Consider the following 23,907-nt stretch of genomic DNA (forward strand, 5'->3'; position numbering starts at 1 on the left):
CAAAGATCTGAATGAACTTCATAAGGAATATTATTTTTTTGATGTTAAATTTATTTAAAAATCAATGTATATCTAAGTTTTATTAGTTATTGCATCTGGCAATAAAAAAGCTGGCAAAAAGTTATTTCGCCAGCTTCGGTTAAAAACCGCATGAAAATTCAGATGGATTACATTTTTTTATCTAAATTTTCTGCTGCTTGCAAATGCTTTCTTAGAACCGGTAAGGTTTTATTTGCAAAGGCGCGAATATCAGCATCTTTGGTATCTTTTGCTGTAGTTTCACATAACTCTATTGCATCTTTATGACCTTTTACCATGTTATCTGCATAGTTATCATCAAAATCTTTTGCGTCTTCTTTTTGAAGTTTTTCCAACATTTTTTGATGTTTATCATCTAAGGCAGTAGGTAAGGTCACTGATTTTTTCATCGCTAACGCTTTTAACTCGTTATTGTTGTCGGCATGGTCAGTGGTCATCATTTTTCCAAACGATTTAGTTTCGGCATTAACACCACGCGTGACAGCAACGTTGCCTGCTTTAACTTCATAAAGACCAATTTGTGCGGCTTTTTCAAAAAACATTTTATCGTTTGCTGACAGGGCTGGAGCTTTGGAAGCTTTCATATTATTGTTAACGTTGCTACCGGTGTTATTGGGGCCGCTATTGCTATTAGTAACGCCTGTATTGTTAGTACGGCTACTGTTGGCGTCGCTGCTTTTATCTAGCATATCGGCAAATACATAACCGGCCATAGAAGTGGTAGCAATACACAGAATAAAAGAACTCTTTCGAATAAATCTTTTCATAAAATAACTCCTAAAGATGTTGTGAAATTAATTTCTTCGTTTTTTAAATATTTGTCGAATATTTTATTAATTATTTAGGTTTAAGATTATCAAAATTATTCAACAAATTAGTTTGCGCACATAAATTAATTACGCTTTTTCTTCTCTTTGCCAATGTCTATGTTTGGCAATCGCGCTAATAAATTCTTTACTTATTTGACTGGCTGCAGCAGTTGTACCCACGATCAGACCGGGGTCATCATCGGAGTCGGTGGCGACATTGGTACGTTTTATCAATTCATAGCCTTCACCATTACAAGCAATGGTTTTGCAATGCTTATAAGCATCATTAATAAAATCGCGCGTGTCGTTTTCTTTGCTCAGCGCAGCAATACTTTTTGCGCCGCCGGGTATATAAACAGCATCGAAAAGGACAGAACTGGTAGTTAATAAACTATGATCAACTAAAATTTCTGTGCCATCCATGCCGGTTATGCTGCCACCATGAGGCGCAATAATTTTTGTTTGAGCACCGGCTGCACTCAGCGCTTTTTGCATCGTTAACAGCGTAGTTTCATTAACTCCGTTAGCTGCTAAAATTGCAATTTTACGAGTATGAATATTATCTAGCGCTTGCTTGGCCATGCTTAGCGCAGGTGATGGCGTAATAGCTTTATTAATTGCTTTGGGTTGATAATCTTTTGGATTGCCATCGGCAGGAATGCTTCTATTAAGTGGCAGTTCGATTTTTACAGAAGGAGAAATACCTAAACCCGCTGCTACGCGAGCGCTTAAGTTTTTATCAATATGAGCTAACATTCCTACCATACGCTCACGAATAGCAGGTGTTTCTACTTTGCCTAATTCAAATTGCAATGCTTTTACCATATGTTGTTGTTCCCAATCAGCTTGACTGTGGAAAAACATCGCGGCTTGGCTAAAGTGATCAAAAAATTTCTCACTTCGCTGGTGAGTTTTTTGAGCATTAATTTTTTCGGGGTGACTCACAAAACCGCTCATATCGACACCGGCTTGCATAGGGCAACCGCCGCCTAAGCTATTGGGGGAATAATTTGCGCGGCCTTTATTAATAGTTTGGCGCATCAGCCCATCGCGCTGATTGTTATGTACTGGCGCAATTGAGCGGTTAATAGGAATTTCATGAAAATTGGGACCGCCTAAACGCAATAGTTGAGTGTCGGTATAGGAAAATAAACGGCCTTGAAGTAGGGGGTCGTTAGTAAAATCAATCCCAGGAACGATATGACCCGGATGAAATGCCACTTGTTCGGTTTCAGCGAAGAAATTATCTGGATTACGATTTAGCACCATTTTGCCAATGCGTTGAACTGGCACTAATTCTTCCGGAACTAATTTGGTGGGGTCTAACAAATCGAAATCAAAAAGATGTTCATCTTTTTCTTCAATAATTTGTACGCCGAATTCCCATTCAGGAAAATCGCCATTTTCAATTGCTTCTGCTAAATCACGACGATGAAAATCTGAATCTTTGCCTGAAATTTTTTGTGCTTCATCCCATACGACAGAATGTATGCCTAATAAAGGTTTCCAATGAAATTTTACAAAACGAGATTTTCCAGCGGCTGTGATCAAACGAAAGGTATGTACTCCAAAACCTTCCATCATTCGATAGCTACGCGGAATAGCGCGGTCGGACATCGTCCACATAATCATATGCATGGATTCCGGCATCAAAGAAATAAAATCCCAAAAAGTATCATGTGCAGAAGCCGCTTGTGGAATTTCTTTATCAGCCTCTGGTTTAGCGGCATGAATTAAATCAGGAAATTTAGTGGCATCTTGAATAAAAAAAACAGGCATATTATTGCCAACCAAATCGTAATTGCCTTCGGCAGTATAAAATTTTACTGAAAAACCTCTTACGTCACGCGCGAGATCGGTAGAACCGCGTGAACCTAACACAGTTGAAAATCGCACAAATACAGGTGTTTGCACGGCAGGATCTTGTAAAAAACCTGCTTTAGTTAAATGTGCTTGTGATTCATATACTTGAAAATAACCATGCGCTGCCGCACCTCGTGCATGTACCACACGTTCTGGAATGCGTTCATGATCGAAATGTGTGATTTTTTCACGAAGAATAAAGTCTTCTAATAAAGTCGGCCCGCGTTCACCTGCTTTTAAGGAATTTTGATCATCATTAATGCGCAAACCTTGATCGGTCGTAAGGTATTGTTCAGTGCCATCTTCTTTAAATGGCGTTAAATCAGCTTGTTTTAGATTTTTATCTTGTGGTTTGGACTTTTTCATGTGGACATCTCAAAATAAGAAGTAGGGCAAGATTGAAGCGTTCAGAGCAAAGGATCTGTGCGGGAACGCACGAAAAGTTATTTTGAGTTTGTTTTGCTAAATTTATATTTATACCAATTTACTAGGCTCTGCGCCTGGTCTGCGCCGGTATTAAAATGGCTGGTAATAAATACGTTGTATTTTTCGATTTATAGATAAGCATGGAAGAAATAGTAAGTGATACTATTTCCTCCATAGTTTTTTGCATGAAACTTTATTTATAATAAAATTTACATTATTGCCGCGCTCATTTTGCGGCAGCTGTCTGCACACGCTTTGCAAGCGACCACACAGGCTTCCATATCACCGACTTCATCACAGCTAGCTGCACACGCATCACATATCTTCGCGCAAATAGCACAAATGTCTTTATGAAAAGCAGAACCGCTTAACATGAAATGGGTGGATGTTTCGCAGATTTCTGCACAATTCATTAACAAGCGAAAATGTGCGGGTTCTACATGTTTATCTCCGACCGCTAAGCAATGCATCATCGCGGTATGTAAACAGGTTTGATGACAATTGTTACAAGCCTCAATACATGCCTGCATGTCTTTATTAATGTGGCGATCATGAGCTAGGTTGTTCATATTCATAAGATTCTCCAGATTTCTGATATAAGTTAGTAAATATAAATACAGCATCTTTAATGTATATTTTAGGATTCATTATTTCTGTTCGTTGAAACGCTTAAATAATTAAACAACATGAACTTTTACCAGCCGGAAAACCACTTAAATTATTAGTTATAAAAAAATAGGAATTAAAAAAGCCCGCGGGGAAGCGAGCTTTTTAATGAGAAAGTAGTTAATAAATAGATTAAATTTTTCTACGTATTAACAACAGAGCGCCACCTATGGCAATGGCACCAATACCTGCCCATACAGGTACATTGACTCGTTCTTTATCATCAATAGCAATGCTGACAGGCCCTACATCCGCTTTATGAGTTTCTTTGGTATAAGTAAAACCACCATAAACCAATGCTAAAGTACCGGCAATTATTAGTAAAATAGCAATAATTTTCTGTGCGCTCATATTAATTCCTCTTAATTTTTTTTAAACGTATTTTTTGAAATTACACTCTTCGGCCTTGGATGAGGCGCACTACTATTACGATAATAGCTAATACTAAAAGGATGTGAATAAAGCCGCCAACAGTGTAAGAGGTGACTAAGCCTAATAACCACAGAACCAATAAAATAACTGCAATAGTTTCTAACATGATAGAACTCCTTCGTTTTAATGAATAATCAGTAAGAAGAAGCTTAATTTAGCTTTGTAAGTGAATCTGTGCGTTATCGCACCTAAGTGTGTTTTTTATAGATAGTCAAAAACAGCTAATAGGGTACTCATGCTTCGAAGTATCGTTTATAGAAAGTGTTTTTTATGTTGTTTTCGTCATGGTTTGAAAATTTTATAATTTTAGTGGTTCGTTAATTATAATGCTTTTATGTTTATGAAAGAATAAGTGCCTCATTAATAAAAAAGCAGTCATTTTTACAAAATGACTGCTTTTAAGGGTAGATACAAAAATATATTTAGAATTTAAAAAACGCACCTATGCTGGCTACATCAAGATTATATTTTTGATCTAAATTGCCGCCATTTGCATCTTCATCTAGGTCTAGTTTATAGCGTTCGATTTCTAAACGAAGTGCTACTCTTTCGTTAAAATGGATATTCATCCCCGTGCCATAAAAGCGATCATTACCGCTAATATCGTCGCTATAGGTATTGAAATATTTTACGTCATTATTCCAGTGAAATTTTCCACCTTTGACAAAAGCTTCATACTTGTCAGCTACCGGTAAAAAATCCGATAACGACATATAGCCAACAGCAGCTACCGTCAAAGCAGTTAGTTCTGAGGAATAGCCTGATGATTCAGAAGATCCAAAATCACTCAACGCAGCTTCTATGCCGAAATAATCTTTGAGTTTGATTCCTCCAAAACCTTTAATGGCGATGTCCTTATCATCAAAATCAGATTTAGAGACACGAGTATGGCCTACGGCGCCACCAGCATAAAATTCTGCTGCTTGAACGTTGAAAGAAAAAAGTCCTAATAAACCAACACAGAATCCCATATTTAAGAAACGACTGGTTTTGGAGGTGAGAAGTATTAAATTCATATATAAACCTCTTAATTTGTTGTAGATAAAAATATTTCAGATTTGATCTTAACTTATTGTCAATATGGTTCTGTGCGGTTGCGCACCGACTAAAGAAGTATGAAAACATATCACACAAAAAAATGCCATCTGGTGATAACCAGATGGCATTGTGTTGTTTAGAGCAGATCTTTGCTAAAGATTTATAAATGATAGTTGTTTAAAGAATTAACGTTGACCGCGGTCTTGTTGGTTTTGGCCTTGCCCTGGGCGCTTACCTTGGTCTTGACGTTGAGCTTGACGTTCGCTTTCAGCTTGGTTGTCATCTTGATTTTCATCTTGGCTTTCATCTTGGTCAGCAGCATTAAGTTCATAACGACGTGGAGATTCTTCTTGTGAATCATTATCTACATTATTTTTTTGAAAGCTTTTATCTTGATTTTGGCCTAATTCAATATCTTGTGAAAATTTGTCATTACGATTTTTGGTTGGACGTGCGAAACCGTCTGCAAAATCATCGCTTTGATCGTCACGGGGGGTAACGTTAAAACCTTCTTGACGGTTTTTTTCCTGTTGATCAAAATTTGTTTTATCGACACCAGAGTGTTGATCCCGTTTGCTAGAATCTGATTTAGAATCTTGGTTATTGTGATCCGCATTTTGGTTTTGGCTTTTGTTGCTCTTATCACTACCTTTGTTATCCGTAGATGATGGATTTCTCGTGTTGTTATTCATGATAATTACCTCTGTTGTAAATTTAGGCACTTGGCATATGCTAAGTGTGTAGGCTTAGAGTAATTATTGTAGATTCACTTGTGCGTGCGTTATGTAACTTAAACTGAAAATAAATTCATCTTGTGAGTTACATTAGGTGCGATGACGCACAGAAGGATTGGCTCTAGGCTATTAATATGAAGCTGTAAATATTATAGTTTTTTTATTACTAGGAGATTACCATGGACAATAAATCAAATACTTTTCCACATGATATAAGTTCATCAGCAAAATCTGCTGTTTCTAATGCATCTATTAGTCGTCAAGCTAATAATGTGAAACAGTCGGTAAGTTCTTTAGCCAGCAGCTCGCGTTCACGCATATCAGAAGAATTTCATAATTTTCTGGCGGATATCGAAGAGCTGATTACTCAAACCACTTCTTTATCAGGTGAAGATTTAGCGCGTGCTAAAGAAAAACTGAATGAGCGTGTAGAAATGGCACGTGAATCTTTAGACGATATGGGCGGTGTTATTGCGCAACGTGCTCGTCAAACAGCGGCAGCTACAGATAATTATGTACGTGATCAACCGTGGACTGCGATCGGTATTGGCGCTGCATTGGGCGTAATACTGGGCGTTGTTTTAGCGCGTCGTCAATAAACTAGAGGATGCTGATATGACTTGGGTACCCCCAGTGACTAATGGAAGCCATTATGAACCATTACCCCACATACAGTCAGCTTCTAGAGGCGTAAATCCGCTGGATGCAATTCGTATATTGCGTTCAGCGGGTGGAGCCCTTATAGGGCAGATCTCTTTGTATGGGCAGCTTGCAGAAGTAGAGTGGGCAGAAGAGAAAGAGCGTCTTTTCAAAATGGGTTTAATACTCTTAGGAGGTTTAGCTTGTTTATTGTGCGCTATGCTGTTCGTAGGTGTAGTAGTTTTAATGTTAAGTTGGAATACCGAATATCGTCTAATAGCAGGGGTTAGTTTAATCTTTGTGTATTTAGCCGGCTTAGGCGTTGCCTATAAATATTTTAATTCTTGCTTAAAAAGATCAGTGCGTGCGTTTTCGGCCACACGTGAAGAAATTGCAGCGGATATTGAAATGCTTAGGAGTAAAGTATGACTACATTTACTAACCAATCATTGGCTGAGCAACGTAAAACTTTACGTGAACGGTTGCTCACTCAACGTCAATTAATTGCGCAGCAGATTCAAAAGCCTGCACGTACTGCTCCTGGAAATATGCGCAGTATGACTATGCGTTTATTAACGCGTAAACCTGCATTAACCACTGGTATTGTGTCAGGGTTAAGTACATTTTTAGTGCCAGGAAAGTTATTAAAATCCGTAAGTGTCATTATTGCCATTACAAAATTTATACAAGCCAGTAAAAGAAGTAGCTCCACATCTGATAATGCTAGCGTACAAGAAGACTATTAAATAATATAGCAACAGTTTTATTAAAACTGTTGCTATCTTTTCAAGCATGTATCTGGTTATTTATTTGGATCGTTAAAACGGTTTAAGCGGCTGCTTTTTAAAACAATCAAACCTAAAATAATAGCTGCAACTGCAATCAACCATTCAGTCGGAATATTAAGTAATGTGCCTGCGTAAATTAACCCGCTTATAAAAATGAGCGCGCCAATAATATATAAGTAATATGGCATGTGTTTACCTATCTGGAATATGTGGCTATGAAAACGAGATAAAATAAGGCAGGAAATATTTTCCTGCCTTATTAACGAGCGCTTTACTTAGTGACAGGCTTGTGGATCAAGTCACTTTTAACATCTTTAACGCCTTTAACATTCTTTGCGACTTGAACGGCTTTATCTATTTGCCATTTTGAATCAACAAAACCTGCTAATTGCACATTGCCATTAAAAGTAGTGACGCTAATGTCAAAAGAATTAACATCTTTTTCAGCTAATAAAGCGCTTTTGACTTTTGCAGTAATGCCCACATCAGTCATAACTTCGCCATTTTTTTGATCATTTTCGGCATTATTTTTGTCATATTTAGAAGTGTTCGTGCAAGCACTCAATAAACCGACGCTGCTAATAATGAAAATGCCAGCTAATAATTTATTAATCTTCATAATTTTATTTCCTTAGGTTTTTAAAATATGCGGATCGCATACCCTAGTATTGAATACCCCCTTATAACATTCTGTTCGATATCGAACATATGATTTAAGGTCAGTATTTTAATGGCGCTGCTAGCTCTTTCTATTTATTGGAGGTGAGGTTATTCAATTGTACGCTTTTCACACCTTGTACATTTTTGGTCAATTCTATGGCTAACGCACGTTCTGCGCCGCTATCCAGTGTGCCGGTAAGGGTAACCACTGCCTGGTCTGTAGTAACCGTTATGTTACTGCTATTGATATTACTGGAATATAACAGGGTAGATATTACTTTGGCAGTAATCCATCCGTCGTTAACGTTATATTTAACTTCAGTGGCAGCAGCTTCAAGTTTATTAGTAAAGGAATTGCTACCGATTAGCAATTGATTATTAACGGAGATAACACCCTTCGTGTTTTTAGCCAAATTTTCAGCAAGGGTTTTGGCTTCAGCGCTGTTGGCCCGACCACGTAAAGTAACTTTTCCGAATAAGGTGTCTACATTGATTTCTGTGCTATCCGTATATCGACTCCAAATGAGTTTGGATTTTATAGTAGTTGTGATAGTAGTATCGTCAATGATTTGACCATAACTCCGCTCTGATGGATTGAGCGCAGGTTTGTAGTTCTCTTGAACCATGAGTCTATTGTCGACGGTTCTGATGCCTTTTACCCCTAAGGCTATTTGTTCTGCTAAGTCTTTATTAATGTCTTCATTAACTATGCCCGTTATAGTGGCTTTGCCATCCCGAACAAACACTTTTATATCTTGTGTGTGTAAATAAGGATTTAATGCATAGGTTGTCCAAATTTGGCTTTCTTGACGTGCATCAATCACCTCTTGACTCATTTTATTTTCAGCAATGGAGGTGCTGCTTATGGCCATTAGGAACAAGACGCTAATAGACACGCTACAAGCTATTATTAATTTTCGAAATGTATTATAGAAATACATAGCTTCTCCTTGATATAAATATTTTGTGTTATTAATTCAAAGCGCTTATATAAATAATTTAAAATCGAAAAATAGGAAAAACCTACTGCTTGCAAGGCAAGCAGTAGGTTTAGGACGTAATTTTAATATTGATTTTTTTTAAAGAAATCTTCGACTTGTTTTTCTGCATCTTCACGTGATAAGGCATAACGTTCTTGAACTAGACCAGCCAGTTTTTGACCATTGCCTTCAATTTGCAATAACTCATCATCCGTTAACTTGCCCCAAGCAACTTTCGCATCGCCTGCATATTGCTTCCATTTTGCTTTTACTTGATCGCCATTTAAAATATTCATAATTAGATCTCCAGGTTGAAAGTGTTTAAATGGTTGCTCGCTCCACAGCGAGTTTCCATGAAACCATATTTGCGATTTTGGTGAAATTTTTCTGTGCGATGTCGCACGTATCACTGGGGAGAAGATTTTTTTAATAGAACGAACAAATATAAGAAGTAAAACGGGGAGGCAGGCTGATATAGAAAACTATATACCAGCCTGATTATTATCAATTAAAGTTTACGGCCTCGAATTAAGCGAATCAACACGATCACGATGGCGATAACCAATAAAATATGAATAAAACCACCAATGGTATGAGAAGACACTAGGCCTAACACCCATAAAATGAGCAAGACAACGGCAATAATTTCAAGCATGTTAAAAACCTCAAATATCAATTAATAGGACGCGGACGGCGCATGTTAATCGTTTTGAGGGTTATAGTTAAACCAATTTACGATAGCAGGCATATTTTTCTCGAAATTTCCGGGAATCGAAAAATTTAAAACGCCGGCGCGCGCAGCGCTTCGATTTTCAAAGTCGTGGGGCACACCGCCCGGCGCTAAGACAAAAGCGCCTTTGGGTGCTTCCACCCATTCACCGTTAATGAAAATTGACATAATGCCTTCCAGAACATAAAAAACGTCATCCTCATTTTCGTGTGAATGGATACCGGGACCTTTCGTATAGGGCTCTAGCCACCATTCGGAAATCGAGTATTTGCCATTTGTTTCAACATCGTCGGCTTTAAACACACTGCTTAAATTGCCCATCGAATAATGGCGACCTTCATTGGGTTGCAGGATGACAATTTGTGCGGTTTTTTTGCTCATACCATTACCGATTACTGAGAAATTATATTGTGGGAAATTATAGTTTAAGTTTTGCATGCACGAGGGTAGCTGTCTATCCCTACATTCCCAATGCGGCTTGGTAAGGGTCTATTTTCAAGAAGAGCCATAAATAGAGAGGGTTTTTAAATATCAGTAATTCCAATAACTACTATCGGAAATTGTGATTAACAAGAGAGCAGAGGCTTCTTATTATTGTAAACAAGGACAAAAGTTAGTTTTATTTTTCAGGGGGATATTTCTTAAAAATCTCTGCCATAGCTTTATTAATATGTTTAGTTATTTCTTCCAGATTTTCATCCGTACTTTCATCGGTATTGGGACTATCGACCACCGTTGGAATTTGAGAAAAGAAGCGCTAACGAGGTGCTCGTTTTATCTCGGTAACATCACGAGTAAGATCAAATGCCATTGGAGTTCATAGAAGAGGCCACAGGAGTGTGATCCATTTTAGAATAAATTGAACGGCCCATATAAAACTCTTCTGTATTTTGCCGGGGGACAATACCAATCATGTTAAATGCCATATTGGTTGCCTGCATTTCAAAATCATGTACTTTCATAGCCGGCTGGCGGGTAAGCCCACCGTTACCACCTACACACCATTGATAATACTTTTGTTGATGAAAGTTGTAGGTTCCCGACATAACTGTCTTATTGAATTGTTCTTCAAAGATTACTCTTGCCGGCGTTAGCTTCCAGTAAATTTCCATTGCTTCATTAAATTTTCCATCTAATAGCAACTTAAAATATTGGGTAAGGAATGGTTTTTCAGGCGATTGGAATACTTCATAACATCCTGCACCCATCCATTGCATTTTAAATCCTGCTGTTAGAAGAGGCGCATAGCGTTCTACCGGGCATCCTACAAGAATTTTGTCGCCTACCAAGGCATGACATTGCGCAAATAACCCCAGTTCACCCACTTTAATCGCAACTACATTTTCCAGATCAGCCACTTTTTCCAATATTTCTAACGGAAATCCGCTGGGATGAAATTTAGAAAAATGAAAATGGGGAGATGGATAAATGATTACATGCATATTTGTAGCATCGCAAAATCTTTTAGTTTGCTCATAAACTTCGGCTGCGGAGTGGGGATAAAACGAAGGTGGATATCCAAGCAAAATCCCGTTTACACCTGATTTTTCAGCATGTTCCATGAGTTCCATGTTGTCTTCAAACGAATCAAGGATCAATGAAACAGAAACCAGAATTTTCCCTTTGGCTTCATCAGCTGCAATTTCAACGAAACGCTTGGTCTCGCTTAAGGAAAGTCCTGTTTCAGTTGCGCACATGGCTGAAAAAAAGCCGTGTTTTATGCTTTGTCTTACATCCAATCGTATTCCATCTTCATCAAGATTTTTCATATCCTTGGTGAAAGAGGGGAAAAGGGTATTTTCAACACCTTTTAAATGCTCTTTTGCCCATTCTTTTAATTCTGATTTTTTTCTGTTCATTTATTTTACCTTTAAAGTACTTGGTGCGCTAATAACGCAATTTTATTGTTTTATAGGAAATTTTATTTTTTAGTTTGTGCAAAGCTGTTCTGGTCAATCCAAATCAATCACATTCATTTGAGATAACCAAAAGTTAATGAGTTATGGTTTAAAAGTCGTGTCCGATTATTGCTGAATTGGCAAACGAAAAATGAGGTGATTAAATTTTACTTTTTAGGTGGATATTTCTTAAAAATATCTGCGACAGATTGATTAATCAGTTTGGTTATTTCTTCAGGACTTTCATCGCTTATTTTGATCGTATTATTGCCGCGCCATTTTAAGGTTTCTGTTTGAGGTTCTAAAAAATCCACAATTATGCTTACATCACGTATGGTTTTGCTTTTACCTAGTGGAATACCTAATGAAATGCCCATCCCTAAACCACCGCTACCGCCACCTAAGCCAATACCACCGCGTTTATTGGATGATTCACTGGAAATAGTACTCTGGATATCTGTTCGCACTAACAAGTCAGGATTTGTTGTTGTCTCTATAAAGCCGGCATCTTTTAATTGCTGTGTGACCGCTTGTTTTGCGCGCTCATCTAATAAGGGATTTTGAGAGTTTGGAGCGGAAGCCGGAATTTTCCAGCTATAAGAATCAAACAGAGAAAAATCAGTTTGGACATCATAGTCCACCCGCGCTCTGTTGGTCTGGCAGGCGCTTAAGAATATGAAAGCTATGATCGCAAAATGATTAATTTTCAACATATCGTAATTATATATGGAGTTTAATTTATTTCTGTGCGGTACAGAACAGAGTTTAATAAAAAAATAGGGTGTTATGGTGGGATAAATTCCTTCCTTAAAAACATATAATAGCGCCTGCGGAGCTAGATAATGATAAATGCATTAAAAACGCAAGTTTGGTACGCACAGCTTACCAAACCTTTTTTTGCGCCGCCTGCTGAAATATTTGGTCCCGTATGGACGGTTCTCTATATTGTTATTGCGATTAGCTTTGGCTATGTTTTAATTCAGTTTATAAAACGTCGTTTACCTTTTTCAGTATTGTTACCGTTTATTTTAAATTTTATTTTTAATTTTACGTACCCTCCAATTCAATTTGGTTTAAAAAATAATTTTCTGGCTACTGTCGATATTATTATCGTGTTAGTGACCTTAATATGGGCAATGATTGCAATCTGGAAATATATAAAGTGGGTATCCTATGCCAACATTCCTTATTTGTTATGGGTGATTTTTGCAACCATCTTGCAAATCAGTATTACCTATTTAAATTAAGGGTTGTTGAGTCGTGTAATTATTTTTTAAAAGGGCATAATGAATAACATTGACACAGTAGTAGAGTTTTTTGCGCAACGAAATTTAAAAATTACGACAGCAGAATCGTTTACAGAGGGTTTAGCGGCGTCGTTGTTGAAAAAAGCCACTGGGTCAGAAGCGGTCTTTGAGTTTGGGTATGTTGTTTATTCAGAGCACGTAAAACATAGTTCTTTAAAAGTTTATCCAAAAAATATTTCTCTGTTGGGATTGGGCACTGAGCTGACCGCAAGAGAAATGGCTTTGGGTGCTTTAGAATTAAATAACTTCGATATGGCTCTAGCTATAACCGGATGCGCAGAATCGGAGGATGGGTTAGAAGAGGTTATGTGTTTTGCTTATGCTTTTCGTGGTAAAACGCAGATTTCTGTATTAAGTGAAGCCGTTAAGTTTAGTGGTGGTCATAACAAAATTAAACAAGCTGCTGCTGAACACGGGATTGTGCAATTACCGATTTATTACGAAAAACTTCAAACTCAAACGACTAAAGAGGGAAAGTTGTCAATGATAACTGAACCTTCTTGGCTCAACCGTCTTGGATTATAAATTGTATTTTTAAGCTTTAGCGTTTTAACGTTAATAGGGAAAGCTTATACCGGCTGGCATGAAAACAATGAAGAACATTTGAAAAAAGATTTGCCCATCTTTACATTGGGTGAGCATTTGTATTCAAGCCATTTTTTGAAAACTGCGCTATAAAATTGGCAAAGTTAATTTCTCTCCATTTATTGGTACTTTGTAATTTAGTTATGTATCAAAAAAAACTAATTATAAAAACATTAAACAACGGCTAATTAACTATTAATCCATTTTTTAAATATAAAAGGCTCCATAAAGGAGCCTTTTATATTTGGCGGCGGCGGGATTGTTCGGCTCATCCTTGAGCCTCACCCCTTTGGGGTCTTTGCTTTGCAAAGTCCAAAATCGTTCCAGACGATTTTGTCGACCCGCTACGCGGGTTGCTTAATTCCACGGTAATCAAAAATCATCAAAACAAAAGGCCCTTGCGGGCCTTTTGTTTTGATGATGGTGGAGGCGGCGGGAATCGAACCCGCGTCCGAAAGTGCTCCGCCTTTGGATACTACATGCTTAGTCGCTTATTTAGTTTAGCCGCGAAGCCACGAACCGACACGTTGCTGCTTGGCGAGTTCGGATTGCTTTAGTGACTACGACGCCGAACGCGGTCAGTCACGATCTTGTGTGGATGACCTCTGGGTCTGAGCGCACAAGCACATATCAGTCAGAGGTTAGCTGCGATTAAGCAGCTAAGGCGTAGTTGTCGTCGTTGGCAACTAAAAGTTTTGCAGCTGATTTACGAGGTGACTGCACCTCGGCATGCACCTCCAGTTTTGCTACCCCCGTCGAATCCAGGTCGCCCCCTTTTGGTTTGGTGATTCTACGTCAATTTCACCTTATAAGCTTAGGTTTAAGGGCATTGGTTAAAAATTCAAGGTGCCATATATATAGAGTGATTGAAAAGGCGGATTGATAATTGGCCATGGGGCGGCTTTGCTTTATTATGGCGGCTGGTTTTTCCTGTTGCTCAGTTCCCCGACGTCGTTCGCATTTAGCGCGGCACTTCGGCTATTGATAGTCTCCGAATTTGTTCTTTGAAGGTTGTTTTCATGCTGTCTGCCGCGCGTGTGTTGTTGTTCTATCCTGGTTCTAGTGCTTTATCATCTTTTCGCCACGCTAAATTACTGGCTGTTGCCCGGCAACAGGTGCCAGATTTGGCGGTATTGGAAAGCCATTATGTGCATTTGGTAGATAGTGCACCTTTAGACGTTGAGCAAACGCAGCGTTTAGCGACCTTGCTGCAATATGGTGAATTTCCTGCGCAACAAATTACCCAGCCCAACTTGATCGTGATTCCACGCATCGGCACGATTTCGCCGTGGGCATCGAAAGCGACCGATATTGCGCATAACGCAGGTTTAACGTTGGTACGGCGCATTGAACGCGCACAAGTATATTCATTGCAGTGCACGGATGCGCGCGACTTAACCACGAGTGAGTTCGCAGCATTAGCCGCTTTATTGCATGACCGTATGACTGAATCAGTATTAACTGATTTAGCGCAAGCGCACGTTTTGTTTGAAGAACAAACGCCGCGCGCTTTACAACGCATCGCCTTATTAAAAGAAGGGCGGGCGGCCTTAGTGATCGCGAATCAACGTTTAGGTTTAGCGTTGTCGGATGATGAAGTCGATTATCTTGTCGAAAAATTTACCGCCATGCAACGCGATCCTAGCGATGCAGAATTAATGATGTTCGCTCAAGCCAATTCGGAACATTGCCGACACAAAATTTTTAATGCTGACTGGGTCATTGATGGCGCGCCGCAGAAAAAATCATTATTCAAAATGATTAAGCATACGTATGAAACACATCCTGCGGGTGTGATTACTGCGTATTCAGATAATGCATCTATTATTGAAGGCGCTGTTGCGCAGCGTTTAAGTTTAAATGTTGATAGTGGTGAGTATCATCACATTACTGAAGCTGTGCATATTTTAATGAAAGTCGAAACGCATAATCATCCTACTGCTATTTCACCTTTCGCGGGTGCTGCGACGGGTTCGGGTGGAGAGATACGTGATGAAGGTGCAACCGGTCGTGGTTCGCGTGCGAAAGCGGGCTTGTGTGGATTTTCTGTTTCAAATTTAAAAATCCCGGGTTTTGAACAACCGTGGGAAAAAGATTTTGGTAAACCGGATCGTATTGCATCAGCGTTAGAGATTATGTTGCAAGGCCCGATTGGTGCCGCGGCTTTTAATAATGAATTTGGTCGGCCTAATATTGTTGGTTACTTCCGTACCTATGAAGAAGCTGTAAATGATAACGGCAGCACTTCACTGCGTGGTTATCATAAACCCATCATGATCGCCGGCGGCATGGGTAATGTGCGTCCGATGTTAACTAAAAAAGCGACATTGCCTGCGCGCACCGCAATCGTTGTGTTGGGTGGGCCCGCAATGTTAATTGGTTTAGGCGGTGGCGCTGCATCATCTGTTGCATCGGGTAGTAGTGCAGAGGCGTTAGATTTTGCGTCCGTGCAGCGCGGCAATCCTGAAATGCAGCGTCGTTGCCAAGAAGTGATTGATCGTTGCACTGCGTGCGGTGATGAAAATCCTATTTTGTCGATACACGATGTAGGTGCAGGTGGTTTATCGAATGCGTTGCCAGAAATTATTAATGATGCCGAGCGCGGTGGTCATTTTGATTTACGCAAAATTCCCTGTGATGAACGCGGCATGTCACCCATGGAAATTTGGTGTAATGAATCACAAGAGCGTTATATGTTGGCTATTTCACCGGAACGATTAACGCGCTTTGTTGAGTTTTGTGAACGAGAGCGCTGTCCTTATGCGGTGTTAGGTTACACGCAAATCGAAAAAGATTTAATCGTTGAAGATAGCTTGTTAAACGATACGCCCGTGCATATGCCCTTAGATGTATTGTTAGGCAAGCCACCTAAAATGGTACGACACGGCCAACATGCGAATAAATCATTACAGCGTTTTGATACTGCATCTATAGAGCTGCGTGACGCAGTTCGCCGCGTATTGCGCATGCCCAGTGTTGCTAGCAAAAACTTTTTAATTACGATTGGTGATCGCAGCGTCGGCGGTTTAGTGTGTCGCGATCAAATGGTCGGGCCGTGGCAAGTGCCTGTTTCGAATGTGGGTGTGACTACTACTACTTATGAATCTTATACCGGCGAAGCAATGGCGATGGGTGAACGTGCACCGTTGGCGTTAGTGTTAGCGCCTGCATCGGGTCGCATGGCAGTAGGTGAAGCGATTACGAATATATTGGCAGCGGATGTAAATGATTTAAGTGATATTAAATTATCTGCGAATTGGATGGCCGCTTGCGGCGATCCCGTAGAAGATGCGGCGTTATTTGATACCGTGCGTGCAGTGGGTGAGGAGTTATGTCCTGCTTTAGGCATTTGTATTCCAGTGGGTAAAGATTCTTTATCAATGCGCACTGCGTGGCAACAAGCAAGTACATCGCAAGTGATGACGGCACCCTTGTCTTTAGTAGTGTCTGCTTTTGCGCCGGTAACCGATGTACGTCGTACTTTAACGCCGATGTTGCGCACTGATATTGGCCAAACTGATTTAGTGTTATTAGATTTAGGTAAAGGCAGACAGCGTATGGGCGGTTCTGCTTTAGCGCAAAGCGTAAATCAAATTGGCCATGAAGCACCGGATTTAGACGATACCCATTTATTTAAATTGTTTTTTAAAACCATGACGCAACTAAAGCGCGAAGGTTTAATTAAAGCCTATCACGATCGTTCCGATGGTGGCTTGTTAGTCACACTGTGTGAAATGGCATTTGCTGCGCATTGTGGCATGACTATTAATCTAGATAGTTTAGGCAATGATCCAATTGCGGCTTTATTTAACGAAGAATTAGGCGTGGTGATTCAAGTGCGGCGCAGTGATCGCGCGAAAGTGCAGGCGATCTTAGCTAAATCTGGATTAGTGTCGATTGCGCATTTTTTAGGTTGGCATTCCGGCACTGATCAAATTCTAATTCGCCAAGCCGATGCGAATTTATTAATCGAGCATCGCAGCTATTTACAAAAGCTATGGACAGAAACCAGTTATCACTTGCAAAAATTACGCGATAACCCGCAGTGCGCGGAAGAAGAATTTAACGCCTTGCGTGATATTAACGATCCAGGCTTACATGCAACATTAAGTTTTGATCCGAAAGAAAATATAGTCGCGCCGTATATCAATAGCAAAACCAAACCAAAAATTGCTATTTTTCGCGAGCAGGGCGTCAATGGGCAGTGGGAAATGGCGGCTGCATTTGAACGTGCGGGTTTTATGCCTATTGATGTGCATGTTAGTGATTTACTGGCGCAACGCATCAATTTAAATGATTTTAAAGGTTTAGCTGCCTGTGGCGGTTTTTCTTATGGCGATGTATTAGGTGCGGGTGGTGGTTGGGCGAAAACCATTTTATTTAATTCACAGTTAGCAGATGCATTCAGTGAATTTTTTAAGCGCACCGATACGTTTGGTTTAGGTGTGTGTAATGGTTGCCAAATGATGTCGCAATTAAAAGACTTGGTGCCCGGCGCGCAACATTGGCCACAATTTTTACGTAATCGCTCTGAGCAATTTGAAGCACGTTTATCTATGGTTGAAATTATGCCTTCGCGTTCTATTTTATTACAAGGCATGGCAAGTACACGCGCACCTATTATAGTGTCGCATGGTGAAGGTCGTGCGGTATTTGCGAATAACGGATTGGCATCATCTGATATCGTCATGCGTTATGTAAATAATTACGGCGCGGCGACGGAGCAATATCCTTTTAATCCGAATGGTTCTCCTCAAGGCGCAACGGCGTTTACTAATGATGATGGTCGCTTCACTATTATGATGCCGCATCCTGAGCGAATATTCCGGAGCGTGCAAGCATCGTGGGCACCGCGTGAATGGGGCGAAGAAAGTCCATGGTTACGCTTATTTCAAAATGCACGTTCATGGATTGCGTAAAAAATTATTAATATTACAAAAAAAGGGAGCATAAGCTCCCTTTTTTATTTAAAACATTTATTTTTTGTTACGCGAGACGACGATATTTGATACGTTGTGGTTGATTGCCAGTATCGCCTTTGCGACGTTTATAGTCTTCTAAGTAATCCGCATAATTACCTTCAAACCAAGTGACTTCGCTGTTACCTTCAAAAGCTAAAATATGTGTGGCGATACGATCTAAAAACCATCGATCATGCGAAGTAACAATCGCGCAGCCGGGAAAATCTAATAACGCTTCTTCAAGTGCACGCAAGGTTTCAACATCTAAATCATTAGTCGGTTCGTCGAGCATTAAGACATTGCCGCCGCTGCGCAGTAGTTTAGCTAAATGCACACGATTACGTTCACCGCCCGATAAATCACCTACACGTTTTTGTTGATCGGCACCTTTGAAGTTAAAGCGTCCAACATAGGCACGTGAGGGGGTTTCATAACGACCGACTTGAATAATATCTTGGCCATCACCAATTTCTTCCCACACGGTTTTATCGTTATTGAGTGAGTCGCGGCTTTGATCGACATACGCAAGTTCAACGGTTTCGCCAATCGTGATCGTGCCGCTATCCGCTTGTTCTTGTCCGCTAATTAAACGGAACAGGGTAGTTTTACCCGCGCCGTTAGGACCGATTACACCGATAATGCCACCGGGCGGTAAACGGAAATTTAAATTTTCGTACAGCATTTTATCGCCGTAACTTTTGGTAACATTTTCAAACTCAATTACTTTGTCGCCTAAACGTGGACCGGGTGGAATATACAAATCTTTAGTTTCACTGCGTTTTTGATATTCTTGCGAAGATAACTCTTCAAAGCGACTTAAACGCGCTTTGCTTTTTGCATGCCGGCCTTTCGGATTACTGCGTACCCATTGCAATTCAGTTTCCATGGCTTTGCGACGTGCGGATGCTTGTTTTTCTTCAGTCGCTAAACGATTGCCTTTTTGCTCTAGCCATGAAGAATAATTACCTTCCCATGGAATGCCTTGACCGCGATCTAATTCTAAAATCCAACCAGCGACATTATCTAAGAAATAACGATCATGTGTAACCGCCACTACAGTGCCTGCGTATTCTTGTAAATACCGTTCTAACCACGCGACTGATTCTGCATCTAAATGGTTAGTTGGTTCATCAAGAATTAACATTTCGGGTGCCGATAATAATAAACGACATAAGGCCACGCGCCGACGTTCACCACCTGATAAATGTTCAACGCTGGCTTCCCAAGGTGGTAAGCGCAATGCATCAGCCGCGATTTCTAATTTGCGATCAATATCCCAACCGCCAACAGCTTCTATTTTATCTTGCAAATCGGCTTGATCGGCAAGCAGTTGATTCATTTCATCATCGCTCATGGGCTCAGCAAATTTCATACTGAGTTCATTAAATTGTTGTACTAATGCTTGGATACTAGCGACGGCTTCTTCAACATTGCCGCGCACGTTTTTAGTGTTGTCGAGTATGGGTTCTTGAGGCAAATAACCAATCTGCGTGCCGGGATGTGGACGTGCCTCGCCTAAGTGTTCTTTATCTATACCCGCCATGATGCGCAGCAAAGTTGATTTACCAGAACCGTTGTAACCGAGCAGGCCGATTTTCGCACCGGGGAAAAAATTTAAAGAAATGTTTTTTAAAATTTCTTTATTGGGTGGGACAACTTTGCCCACGCCGGACATGGTGTAAATATACTGCGCCATATGAACAATCACGTTTGAATAAGAATGGGCGCACATTATCAAGAATTTATGCGGTCTTTCCAAGGGAGAATGAGCGATTAAACGTCAACTAATTGGCGATTTGAGGCGTAAGGCAAGCAGATTACCCATTTATTCGCGGCATTGTTCTTGCAATAGCAGCTCTATTAAATTTTGTTATGGAGCACTACATGTCTGCCATTCTTCAGCAAATTTCTGTTGAACCTATTACTGCGTCTAAACCGCTAGAAATAGGCGATTTATTAGTCGCTTATCTTGAACAGCTTGGCGTTGAATACGTCTTTGGGATTCCCGGCGGCGCGATCGAGCCTTTATATAATGCGTTGGCGCGTAGTGCGCGCCGAGGCAGTGTCCGCGCCATTGTCGCGCGGCACGAAACCGGCGGCGCTTTTATGGCGCATGGTTATGCTCAAAACACGGGGCGTTTAGGTGTTTGTTGTGGAACTTCGGGGCCGGGCGCGACCAATTTAATCACGGGCGTTTCTTCAGCGTATGAAAGCCGCGTGCCTATGTTAGTCATTACTGCACAAACAGCGATTACACATTTTGGCAGAGATGCTTTTCAAGAATCATCGTGTACCGGTGTAAACGTGTTGGGCATGTTTGAATATTGCACGGCGTATAACACGTTGATTTCACATGTAGAACAATTTGAACATAAATTATGCGCTGCGATTATTACTGCTTTTCGTGAAAGTCGTCCGGTGCATATTAGTATTCCGGTTGATATTTTTAGAGCACCCGCAAACATCAAAAATCCTTCTTATAATTTAGAAAATTTTATGCAACAAGACAATCTGTTGGATCAAGTGGCTGTCGATAAATTAAAAATAATATTAGCCGAAGCAAAAAAACCAGTTTTCCTAATTGGCGAAAGTGCAGCAGAAGGAATTGGTCATATTGCAGAATTAGCGTCACGTTTGAATGCGCCGATGATTTCTACACCTTTGGGTAAAGGTTTGGTCAATGCTTATCATTCATTATATAGAGGTATATTTGGAGTATCCGGCCATCAAGAAGCTAGCGATTTGCTCGATAACCCCGATGTTGATGTAATCATTGCTATCGGTACTACACTCGGCGAATCCGCTAGTAATAGTTGGGATCCGCAATTATTACGCAATAAAAAATTAATTCATGTTGATGCACGATGGTCGCATTTTATGCATACGCCCATGGCAAGTTTGCATGTGCATGGAAGATTGTCAACCATACTTACACAGTTGCTAGAAGATTATCCTGTGAATAGTTGTTCGACATCGACTCTTACTGAAAATGACAACTTATCTTTCAGTTTGATAGAGCTTTATAAGTGCTATGAAGAAAATAAACTTTTAAATCCACAACGACTAATGTACGAATTGCCTAAAAAAATTCCTGTGCACACTCTCTATTTAGCGGACACAGGAAATAGTGTTTATTGGGCAGCGCATTATTTGCATCCTATTGATAGACGTATGAGTGGAGCACGTTCAATTAAAGGTGGAAATTTTCAAACAGGTATGGAATTTGGTTCTATGGGGTGGGCGATTGGTGCTGCGATTGGTGCTGCTTTAGGTAATAACGATATTCCAGTAGTGGCACTAGTCGGCGATGGTAGCTGGTTAATGAGCGGACAAGAGTTAACGGTTGCAGTACAAGAATCATTAAATATTATTTTTATAGTATTAAACGATGGGGCCTTAGGTACGATAAAACATGGGCAGCGTTTAGCGGGTGCAGAACAGTACGCTTATGAAATTAGTTTTGTTGATTTTGCGAAAATGGCTGAAGCGATGGGGGCGCGAGGCATAACGATTAATACTACAGAAGATTGGATCGCATTAGATTTCGCAAATTTATTACAAGAATCAGGTCCTTTAGTCATTGATGCACGCATTGATGGTGAGCAGGTTCCACCGATTAGTTCTCGTATGAAAGCGTTGGGCACAGTAAAGGCAGGGTATCATGACATTAATGAATAACGCTATTCATGGGGACATGATAAGCACAAAAATATGGCAAGAAGAAACTACTGCAGAATCTCCCTTTGTTGCACAACGCAGTTTATGTGCAGGTTACGATGTTTATAATCAAGTATTAGGCAACGCGAGTTGGGCGGAATTTTTATATTTATTATTTAAACAAGCACGACCCACAGCAAAACAAGCAACCATGCTCAATGATTTAGCGGTGGGTTTAGCGAATGCAGGTCCGCGCGATTTTGCAGTGCGCAGTGCTATTAATGCGTCTATTGCTGGTGGTACAGCAGCATCTGCATTGATGGCGGCATTAGCAACGGGTGCGGGTAGTTTGAATGGCGGGCATGCGGTGGTGTTGATGAGTCAATTGATTAAACAATGCGGTAGTGATCTTGCTGCTTGGCAATTGGCATTTTCCACCGCGCAGTTTTATCAGAATAAAGATTGGCCTGCTGCACCGCAGCCACCGGGATTTGATGCGATGTCAACATCCACATCAGAACCTGTTTTAAAAATGTTAACGCATTTTTCAGCATTAGATGAAACCGCTTATTGTGCGTGGTGGCGAGAAAATATTGCTACCTTAGAGTCTTATGCGGGTTGGCCCTTAGGCATGCACGGTGTTGCCGCTATTGTATTGTCTGCTTTAGATTTTACTGCGCGGCAAGCGGAATATTTATGGTTATTAATGCGTTTGCCCGGTGCCGCTGCGCATGCAGAAGAGCAATATATGCAATGGGGACAAACACAAGTATTCACCGATTGCATTGAATTTAAGAGACCATTAATCAATGCATAAACAACATAATCCAGTATTGGGCAAAGAGTTTCAGTTGAGTTTGCAAAAAGCCGCTGTACGTTGGCATACCCGTATGGGCTTGCTTTATCCAGGTGAAGAAGTGTGGTTACGCGATAAAAAATTATTAACTGATTTTCCGGAAAAAAATTGGTTTGCCATTTTGTTGTATGCCATCACAGGAAAAGATTTTACCGCCGCGCAATTACATATAATGGAAGCTATCTGGTCGATTTGTTTATGTTTTCCAGATCCGCGCATTTGGTGTAATCGAGTTGCCGCACTGGGTGGCACCGCAGGCACCACCGGCAGTTTGGCGATTGCGGCGGCGTTAGCAGTTTCCGAGTCAGAAATATACGGTCAAAAACCGGTGCGTCGTGCCGTACAGAGTTTATTAGATATAGAAAATGAATTAGGTAGTAAAAAATTGCCGGATATATTAGAGGAATGGAAAATAAAAAATAAATTAATTTATGGGTTTGGCAGACCAGTAGCATTAAGAGATGAGCGTGTGGTTACATTATTTTATTTATTAAAATATCATAATCTTCATGAAGAAAAATTTATCTGCTTAGCGTTTGATATTGAAATAATATTGCAACAGCGCAATCAACGCTTATTTTTAAATGCAGGCGGTATAATGGGAGCGATCGCCTGTGATTTTGGTCTCACTGCTCAGGAATTTTATTTGTTTACTTGCAGCGCGTATTCAGCGGGCATTACAGCTTGTTATTTAGATGCTTATCAGCAACCAGCTGGGCATTTTTTTCCTATGCCCGTGGGTGCTGTGAAGTACGCCGGACCAGAACATAGGGCCTGGTAATACGAAGCTACGTAAAGAAACTCTAAAGTCTACGGCTAGGAAGCCGTTATGAAGGGTA

At 40.3% G+C, this 23,907-nt stretch carries 25 protein-coding genes and 1 other RNA gene; 9 read left to right on the forward strand and 17 right to left on the reverse strand.

What is annotated here, in order from left to right:
- Positions 1–167 precede the first annotated feature (167 nt).
- The 7 genes from H0W44_06095 to H0W44_06125 all read right to left on the reverse strand — a co-directional run bounded on the left by H0W44_06095 (position 168) and on the right by H0W44_06125 (position 5,965).
- Positions 168–806 carry a DUF4142 domain-containing protein gene (locus H0W44_06095; GenBank protein ID MBA3582011.1) on the reverse strand — a complete coding sequence of 213 codons (639 nt, stop codon included), beginning with the start codon at positions 804–806 and terminating at the stop codon, positions 168–170.
- Positions 807–935: 129 nt separating this feature from the next.
- Positions 936–3,077, reverse strand: coding sequence for a catalase (locus H0W44_06100; GenBank protein MBA3582012.1), 2,142 nt, complete (start codon positions 3,075–3,077; stop codon positions 936–938).
- Positions 3,078–3,346: 269 nt separating this feature from the next.
- A complete protein-coding gene (locus tag H0W44_06105) occupies positions 3,347–3,706 on the reverse strand; it encodes a four-helix bundle copper-binding protein (GenBank protein ID MBA3582013.1) in 360 nt (119 codons plus the stop codon).
- Between the two features lie 229 nt (positions 3,707–3,935).
- A complete protein-coding gene (locus H0W44_06110) occupies positions 3,936–4,154 on the reverse strand; it encodes a hypothetical protein (protein MBA3582014.1) in 219 nt (72 codons plus the stop codon).
- A gap of 40 nt (positions 4,155–4,194) precedes the next feature.
- A complete protein-coding gene (locus H0W44_06115) occupies positions 4,195–4,341 on the reverse strand; it encodes a lmo0937 family membrane protein (GenBank protein ID MBA3582015.1) in 147 nt (48 codons plus the stop codon).
- A 316-nt stretch (positions 4,342–4,657) separates the two neighbouring features.
- Positions 4,658–5,251 (reverse strand): porin family protein, encoded by a 594-nt coding sequence (locus H0W44_06120; protein MBA3582016.1) that lies wholly within the window; start codon positions 5,249–5,251, stop codon positions 4,658–4,660.
- Between the two features lie 207 nt (positions 5,252–5,458).
- Entirely contained in the window at positions 5,459–5,965 is a 507-nt protein-coding gene (locus tag H0W44_06125) for a hypothetical protein (protein ID MBA3582017.1), read from the reverse strand.
- A gap of 221 nt (positions 5,966–6,186) precedes the next feature.
- Here H0W44_06125 and H0W44_06130 point away from each other — a divergent pair, with 221 nt between their 5' ends.
- The 3 genes from H0W44_06130 to H0W44_06140 are packed head-to-tail and all read left to right on the forward strand — an operon-like array spanning position 6,187 to position 7,392.
- On the forward strand, positions 6,187–6,606 hold the full coding sequence (locus H0W44_06130) for a DUF883 domain-containing protein (GenBank protein ID MBA3582018.1): 420 nt from the start codon (positions 6,187–6,189) through the stop codon (positions 6,604–6,606).
- Positions 6,607–6,622: 16 nt separating this feature from the next.
- The gene (locus H0W44_06135; protein MBA3582019.1) at positions 6,623–7,075 is read left to right on the forward strand and encodes a phage holin family protein; all 453 of its coding nucleotides are present in this window, start codon (positions 6,623–6,625) and stop codon (positions 7,073–7,075) included.
- Entirely contained in the window at positions 7,072–7,392 is a 321-nt protein-coding gene (locus tag H0W44_06140; protein MBA3582020.1) for a hypothetical protein, read from the forward strand. Before H0W44_06135 ends, H0W44_06140 begins: the two co-directional genes overlap by 4 nt.
- Before the next feature lie 56 nt (positions 7,393–7,448).
- Here H0W44_06140 and H0W44_06145 read toward each other — a convergent pair whose 3' ends face one another.
- The 8 genes from H0W44_06145 to H0W44_06180 form a co-directional block, all read right to left on the reverse strand.
- Complete coding sequence (locus H0W44_06145; protein ID MBA3582021.1) at positions 7,449–7,622, reverse strand: hypothetical protein; 174 nt, start codon at positions 7,620–7,622, stop codon at positions 7,449–7,451.
- Between the two features lie 83 nt (positions 7,623–7,705).
- Entirely contained in the window at positions 7,706–8,053 is a 348-nt protein-coding gene (locus H0W44_06150; GenBank protein ID MBA3582022.1) for a BON domain-containing protein, read from the reverse strand.
- A 130-nt stretch (positions 8,054–8,183) separates the two neighbouring features.
- Positions 8,184–9,035: a BON domain-containing protein gene (locus tag H0W44_06155; protein ID MBA3582023.1), complete on the reverse strand. Its 852-nt coding sequence runs from the start codon at positions 9,033–9,035 to the stop codon at positions 8,184–8,186.
- 122 nt (positions 9,036–9,157) lie between these two features.
- Positions 9,158–9,370 carry a CsbD family protein gene (locus H0W44_06160; protein ID MBA3582024.1) on the reverse strand — a complete coding sequence of 71 codons (213 nt, stop codon included), beginning with the start codon at positions 9,368–9,370 and terminating at the stop codon, positions 9,158–9,160.
- Between the two features lie 212 nt (positions 9,371–9,582).
- Positions 9,583–9,729, reverse strand: coding sequence for a lmo0937 family membrane protein (locus tag H0W44_06165; protein MBA3582025.1), 147 nt, complete (start codon positions 9,727–9,729; stop codon positions 9,583–9,585).
- 45 nt (positions 9,730–9,774) lie between these two features.
- Complete coding sequence (locus H0W44_06170; GenBank protein ID MBA3582026.1) at positions 9,775–10,185, reverse strand: cupin domain-containing protein; 411 nt, start codon at positions 10,183–10,185, stop codon at positions 9,775–9,777.
- Between the two features lie 419 nt (positions 10,186–10,604).
- Entirely contained in the window at positions 10,605–11,663 is a 1,059-nt protein-coding gene (locus H0W44_06175) for a dihydrodipicolinate synthase family protein (GenBank protein ID MBA3582027.1), read from the reverse strand.
- Between the two features lie 206 nt (positions 11,664–11,869).
- On the reverse strand, positions 11,870–12,415 hold the full coding sequence (locus tag H0W44_06180; protein ID MBA3582028.1) for a DUF4136 domain-containing protein: 546 nt from the start codon (positions 12,413–12,415) through the stop codon (positions 11,870–11,872).
- Between the two features lie 129 nt (positions 12,416–12,544).
- Here H0W44_06180 and H0W44_06185 point away from each other — a divergent pair, with 129 nt between their 5' ends.
- Positions 12,545–12,949: a tryptophan-rich sensory protein gene (locus H0W44_06185; protein ID MBA3582029.1), complete on the forward strand. Its 405-nt coding sequence runs from the start codon at positions 12,545–12,547 to the stop codon at positions 12,947–12,949.
- Positions 12,950–12,988: 39 nt separating this feature from the next.
- On the forward strand, positions 12,989–13,534 hold the full coding sequence (locus H0W44_06190; protein ID MBA3582030.1) for a nicotinamide-nucleotide amidohydrolase family protein: 546 nt from the start codon (positions 12,989–12,991) through the stop codon (positions 13,532–13,534).
- A 481-nt stretch (positions 13,535–14,015) separates the two neighbouring features.
- On the opposite strand, the gene ssrA is transcribed toward H0W44_06190, so the two are convergent.
- Positions 14,016–14,368, reverse strand: a transfer-messenger RNA (tmRNA) gene (gene ssrA / locus H0W44_06195).
- A 266-nt stretch (positions 14,369–14,634) separates the two neighbouring features.
- Here ssrA and purL point away from each other — a divergent pair.
- Positions 14,635–18,513 carry a phosphoribosylformylglycinamidine synthase gene (gene purL / locus H0W44_06200; GenBank protein MBA3582031.1) on the forward strand — a complete coding sequence of 1,293 codons (3,879 nt, stop codon included), beginning with the start codon at positions 14,635–14,637 and terminating at the stop codon, positions 18,511–18,513.
- Positions 18,514–18,580: 67 nt separating this feature from the next.
- On the opposite strand, the gene ettA is transcribed toward purL, so the two are convergent.
- Positions 18,581–20,251: an energy-dependent translational throttle protein EttA gene (ettA, locus tag H0W44_06205; protein ID MBA3582032.1), complete on the reverse strand. Its 1,671-nt coding sequence runs from the start codon at positions 20,249–20,251 to the stop codon at positions 18,581–18,583.
- Between the two features lie 188 nt (positions 20,252–20,439).
- Here ettA and H0W44_06210 point away from each other — a divergent pair, with 188 nt between their 5' ends.
- The 3 genes from H0W44_06210 to H0W44_06220 are packed head-to-tail and all read left to right on the forward strand — an operon-like array spanning position 20,440 to position 23,849.
- The gene (locus H0W44_06210; GenBank protein MBA3582033.1) at positions 20,440–22,233 is read left to right on the forward strand and encodes a thiamine pyrophosphate-binding protein; all 1,794 of its coding nucleotides are present in this window, start codon (positions 20,440–20,442) and stop codon (positions 22,231–22,233) included.
- A complete protein-coding gene (locus H0W44_06215; GenBank protein MBA3582034.1) occupies positions 22,217–23,029 on the forward strand; it encodes a citryl-CoA lyase in 813 nt (270 codons plus the stop codon). Before H0W44_06210 ends, H0W44_06215 begins: the two co-directional genes overlap by 17 nt.
- Positions 23,022–23,849, forward strand: a complete 828-nt coding sequence (locus H0W44_06220) for a hypothetical protein (GenBank protein MBA3582035.1) — start codon at positions 23,022–23,024, stop codon at positions 23,847–23,849. The genes H0W44_06215 and H0W44_06220 overlap by 8 nt, the downstream gene beginning before the upstream one ends.
- Positions 23,850–23,907 lie beyond the last annotated feature (58 nt).

This window comes from Gammaproteobacteria bacterium, from assembly GCA_013817245.1.
In the GTDB taxonomy this organism is placed as follows: domain Bacteria; phylum Pseudomonadota; class Gammaproteobacteria; order HTCC5015; family HTCC5015; genus JACDDA01.

Bases quoted from the DNA above. Each gene is read 5' to 3' on its own strand.
- H0W44_06160 (MBA3582024.1), bottom strand. From the start codon at position 9,370: ATGAATATTTTAAATGGCGATCAAGTAAAAGCAAAATGGAAGCAATAT.
- H0W44_06215 (MBA3582034.1), top strand. From the start codon at position 22,217: ATGACATTAATGAATAACGCTATTCATGGGGACATGATAAGCACAAAA.
- H0W44_06220 (MBA3582035.1), top strand. From the start codon at position 23,022: ATGCATAAACAACATAATCCAGTATTGGGCAAAGAGTTTCAGTTGAGT.
- H0W44_06190 (MBA3582030.1), top strand. From the start codon at position 12,989: ATGAATAACATTGACACAGTAGTAGAGTTTTTTGCGCAACGAAATTTA.
- H0W44_06115 (MBA3582015.1), bottom strand. From the start codon at position 4,341: ATGTTAGAAACTATTGCAGTTATTTTATTGGTTCTGTGGTTATTAGGC.
- H0W44_06145 (MBA3582021.1), bottom strand. From the start codon at position 7,622: ATGCCATATTACTTATATATTATTGGCGCGCTCATTTTTATAAGCGGG.
- H0W44_06110 (MBA3582014.1), bottom strand. From the start codon at position 4,154: ATGAGCGCACAGAAAATTATTGCTATTTTACTAATAATTGCCGGTACT.
- H0W44_06165 (MBA3582025.1), bottom strand. From the start codon at position 9,729: ATGCTTGAAATTATTGCCGTTGTCTTGCTCATTTTATGGGTGTTAGGC.
- H0W44_06155 (MBA3582023.1), bottom strand. From the start codon at position 9,035: ATGTATTTCTATAATACATTTCGAAAATTAATAATAGCTTGTAGCGTG.
- H0W44_06175 (MBA3582027.1), bottom strand. From the start codon at position 11,663: ATGAACAGAAAAAAATCAGAATTAAAAGAATGGGCAAAAGAGCATTTA.
- H0W44_06120 (MBA3582016.1), bottom strand. From the start codon at position 5,251: ATGAATTTAATACTTCTCACCTCCAAAACCAGTCGTTTCTTAAATATG.
- H0W44_06125 (MBA3582017.1), bottom strand. From the start codon at position 5,965: ATGAATAACAACACGAGAAATCCATCATCTACGGATAACAAAGGTAGT.
- ettA (MBA3582032.1), bottom strand. From the start codon at position 20,251: ATGGCGCAGTATATTTACACCATGTCCGGCGTGGGCAAAGTTGTCCCA.
- H0W44_06150 (MBA3582022.1), bottom strand. From the start codon at position 8,053: ATGAAGATTAATAAATTATTAGCTGGCATTTTCATTATTAGCAGCGTC.
- H0W44_06100 (MBA3582012.1), bottom strand. From the start codon at position 3,077: ATGAAAAAGTCCAAACCACAAGATAAAAATCTAAAACAAGCTGATTTA.
- H0W44_06105 (MBA3582013.1), bottom strand. From the start codon at position 3,706: ATGAACAACCTAGCTCATGATCGCCACATTAATAAAGACATGCAGGCA.
- H0W44_06210 (MBA3582033.1), top strand. From the start codon at position 20,440: ATGTCTGCCATTCTTCAGCAAATTTCTGTTGAACCTATTACTGCGTCT.
- H0W44_06180 (MBA3582028.1), bottom strand. From the start codon at position 12,415: ATGTTGAAAATTAATCATTTTGCGATCATAGCTTTCATATTCTTAAGC.
- H0W44_06130 (MBA3582018.1), top strand. From the start codon at position 6,187: ATGGACAATAAATCAAATACTTTTCCACATGATATAAGTTCATCAGCA.
- H0W44_06140 (MBA3582020.1), top strand. From the start codon at position 7,072: ATGACTACATTTACTAACCAATCATTGGCTGAGCAACGTAAAACTTTA.
- H0W44_06170 (MBA3582026.1), bottom strand. From the start codon at position 10,185: ATGAGCAAAAAAACCGCACAAATTGTCATCCTGCAACCCAATGAAGGT.
- H0W44_06185 (MBA3582029.1), top strand. From the start codon at position 12,545: ATGATAAATGCATTAAAAACGCAAGTTTGGTACGCACAGCTTACCAAA.
- H0W44_06135 (MBA3582019.1), top strand. From the start codon at position 6,623: ATGACTTGGGTACCCCCAGTGACTAATGGAAGCCATTATGAACCATTA.
- H0W44_06095 (MBA3582011.1), bottom strand. From the start codon at position 806: ATGAAAAGATTTATTCGAAAGAGTTCTTTTATTCTGTGTATTGCTACC.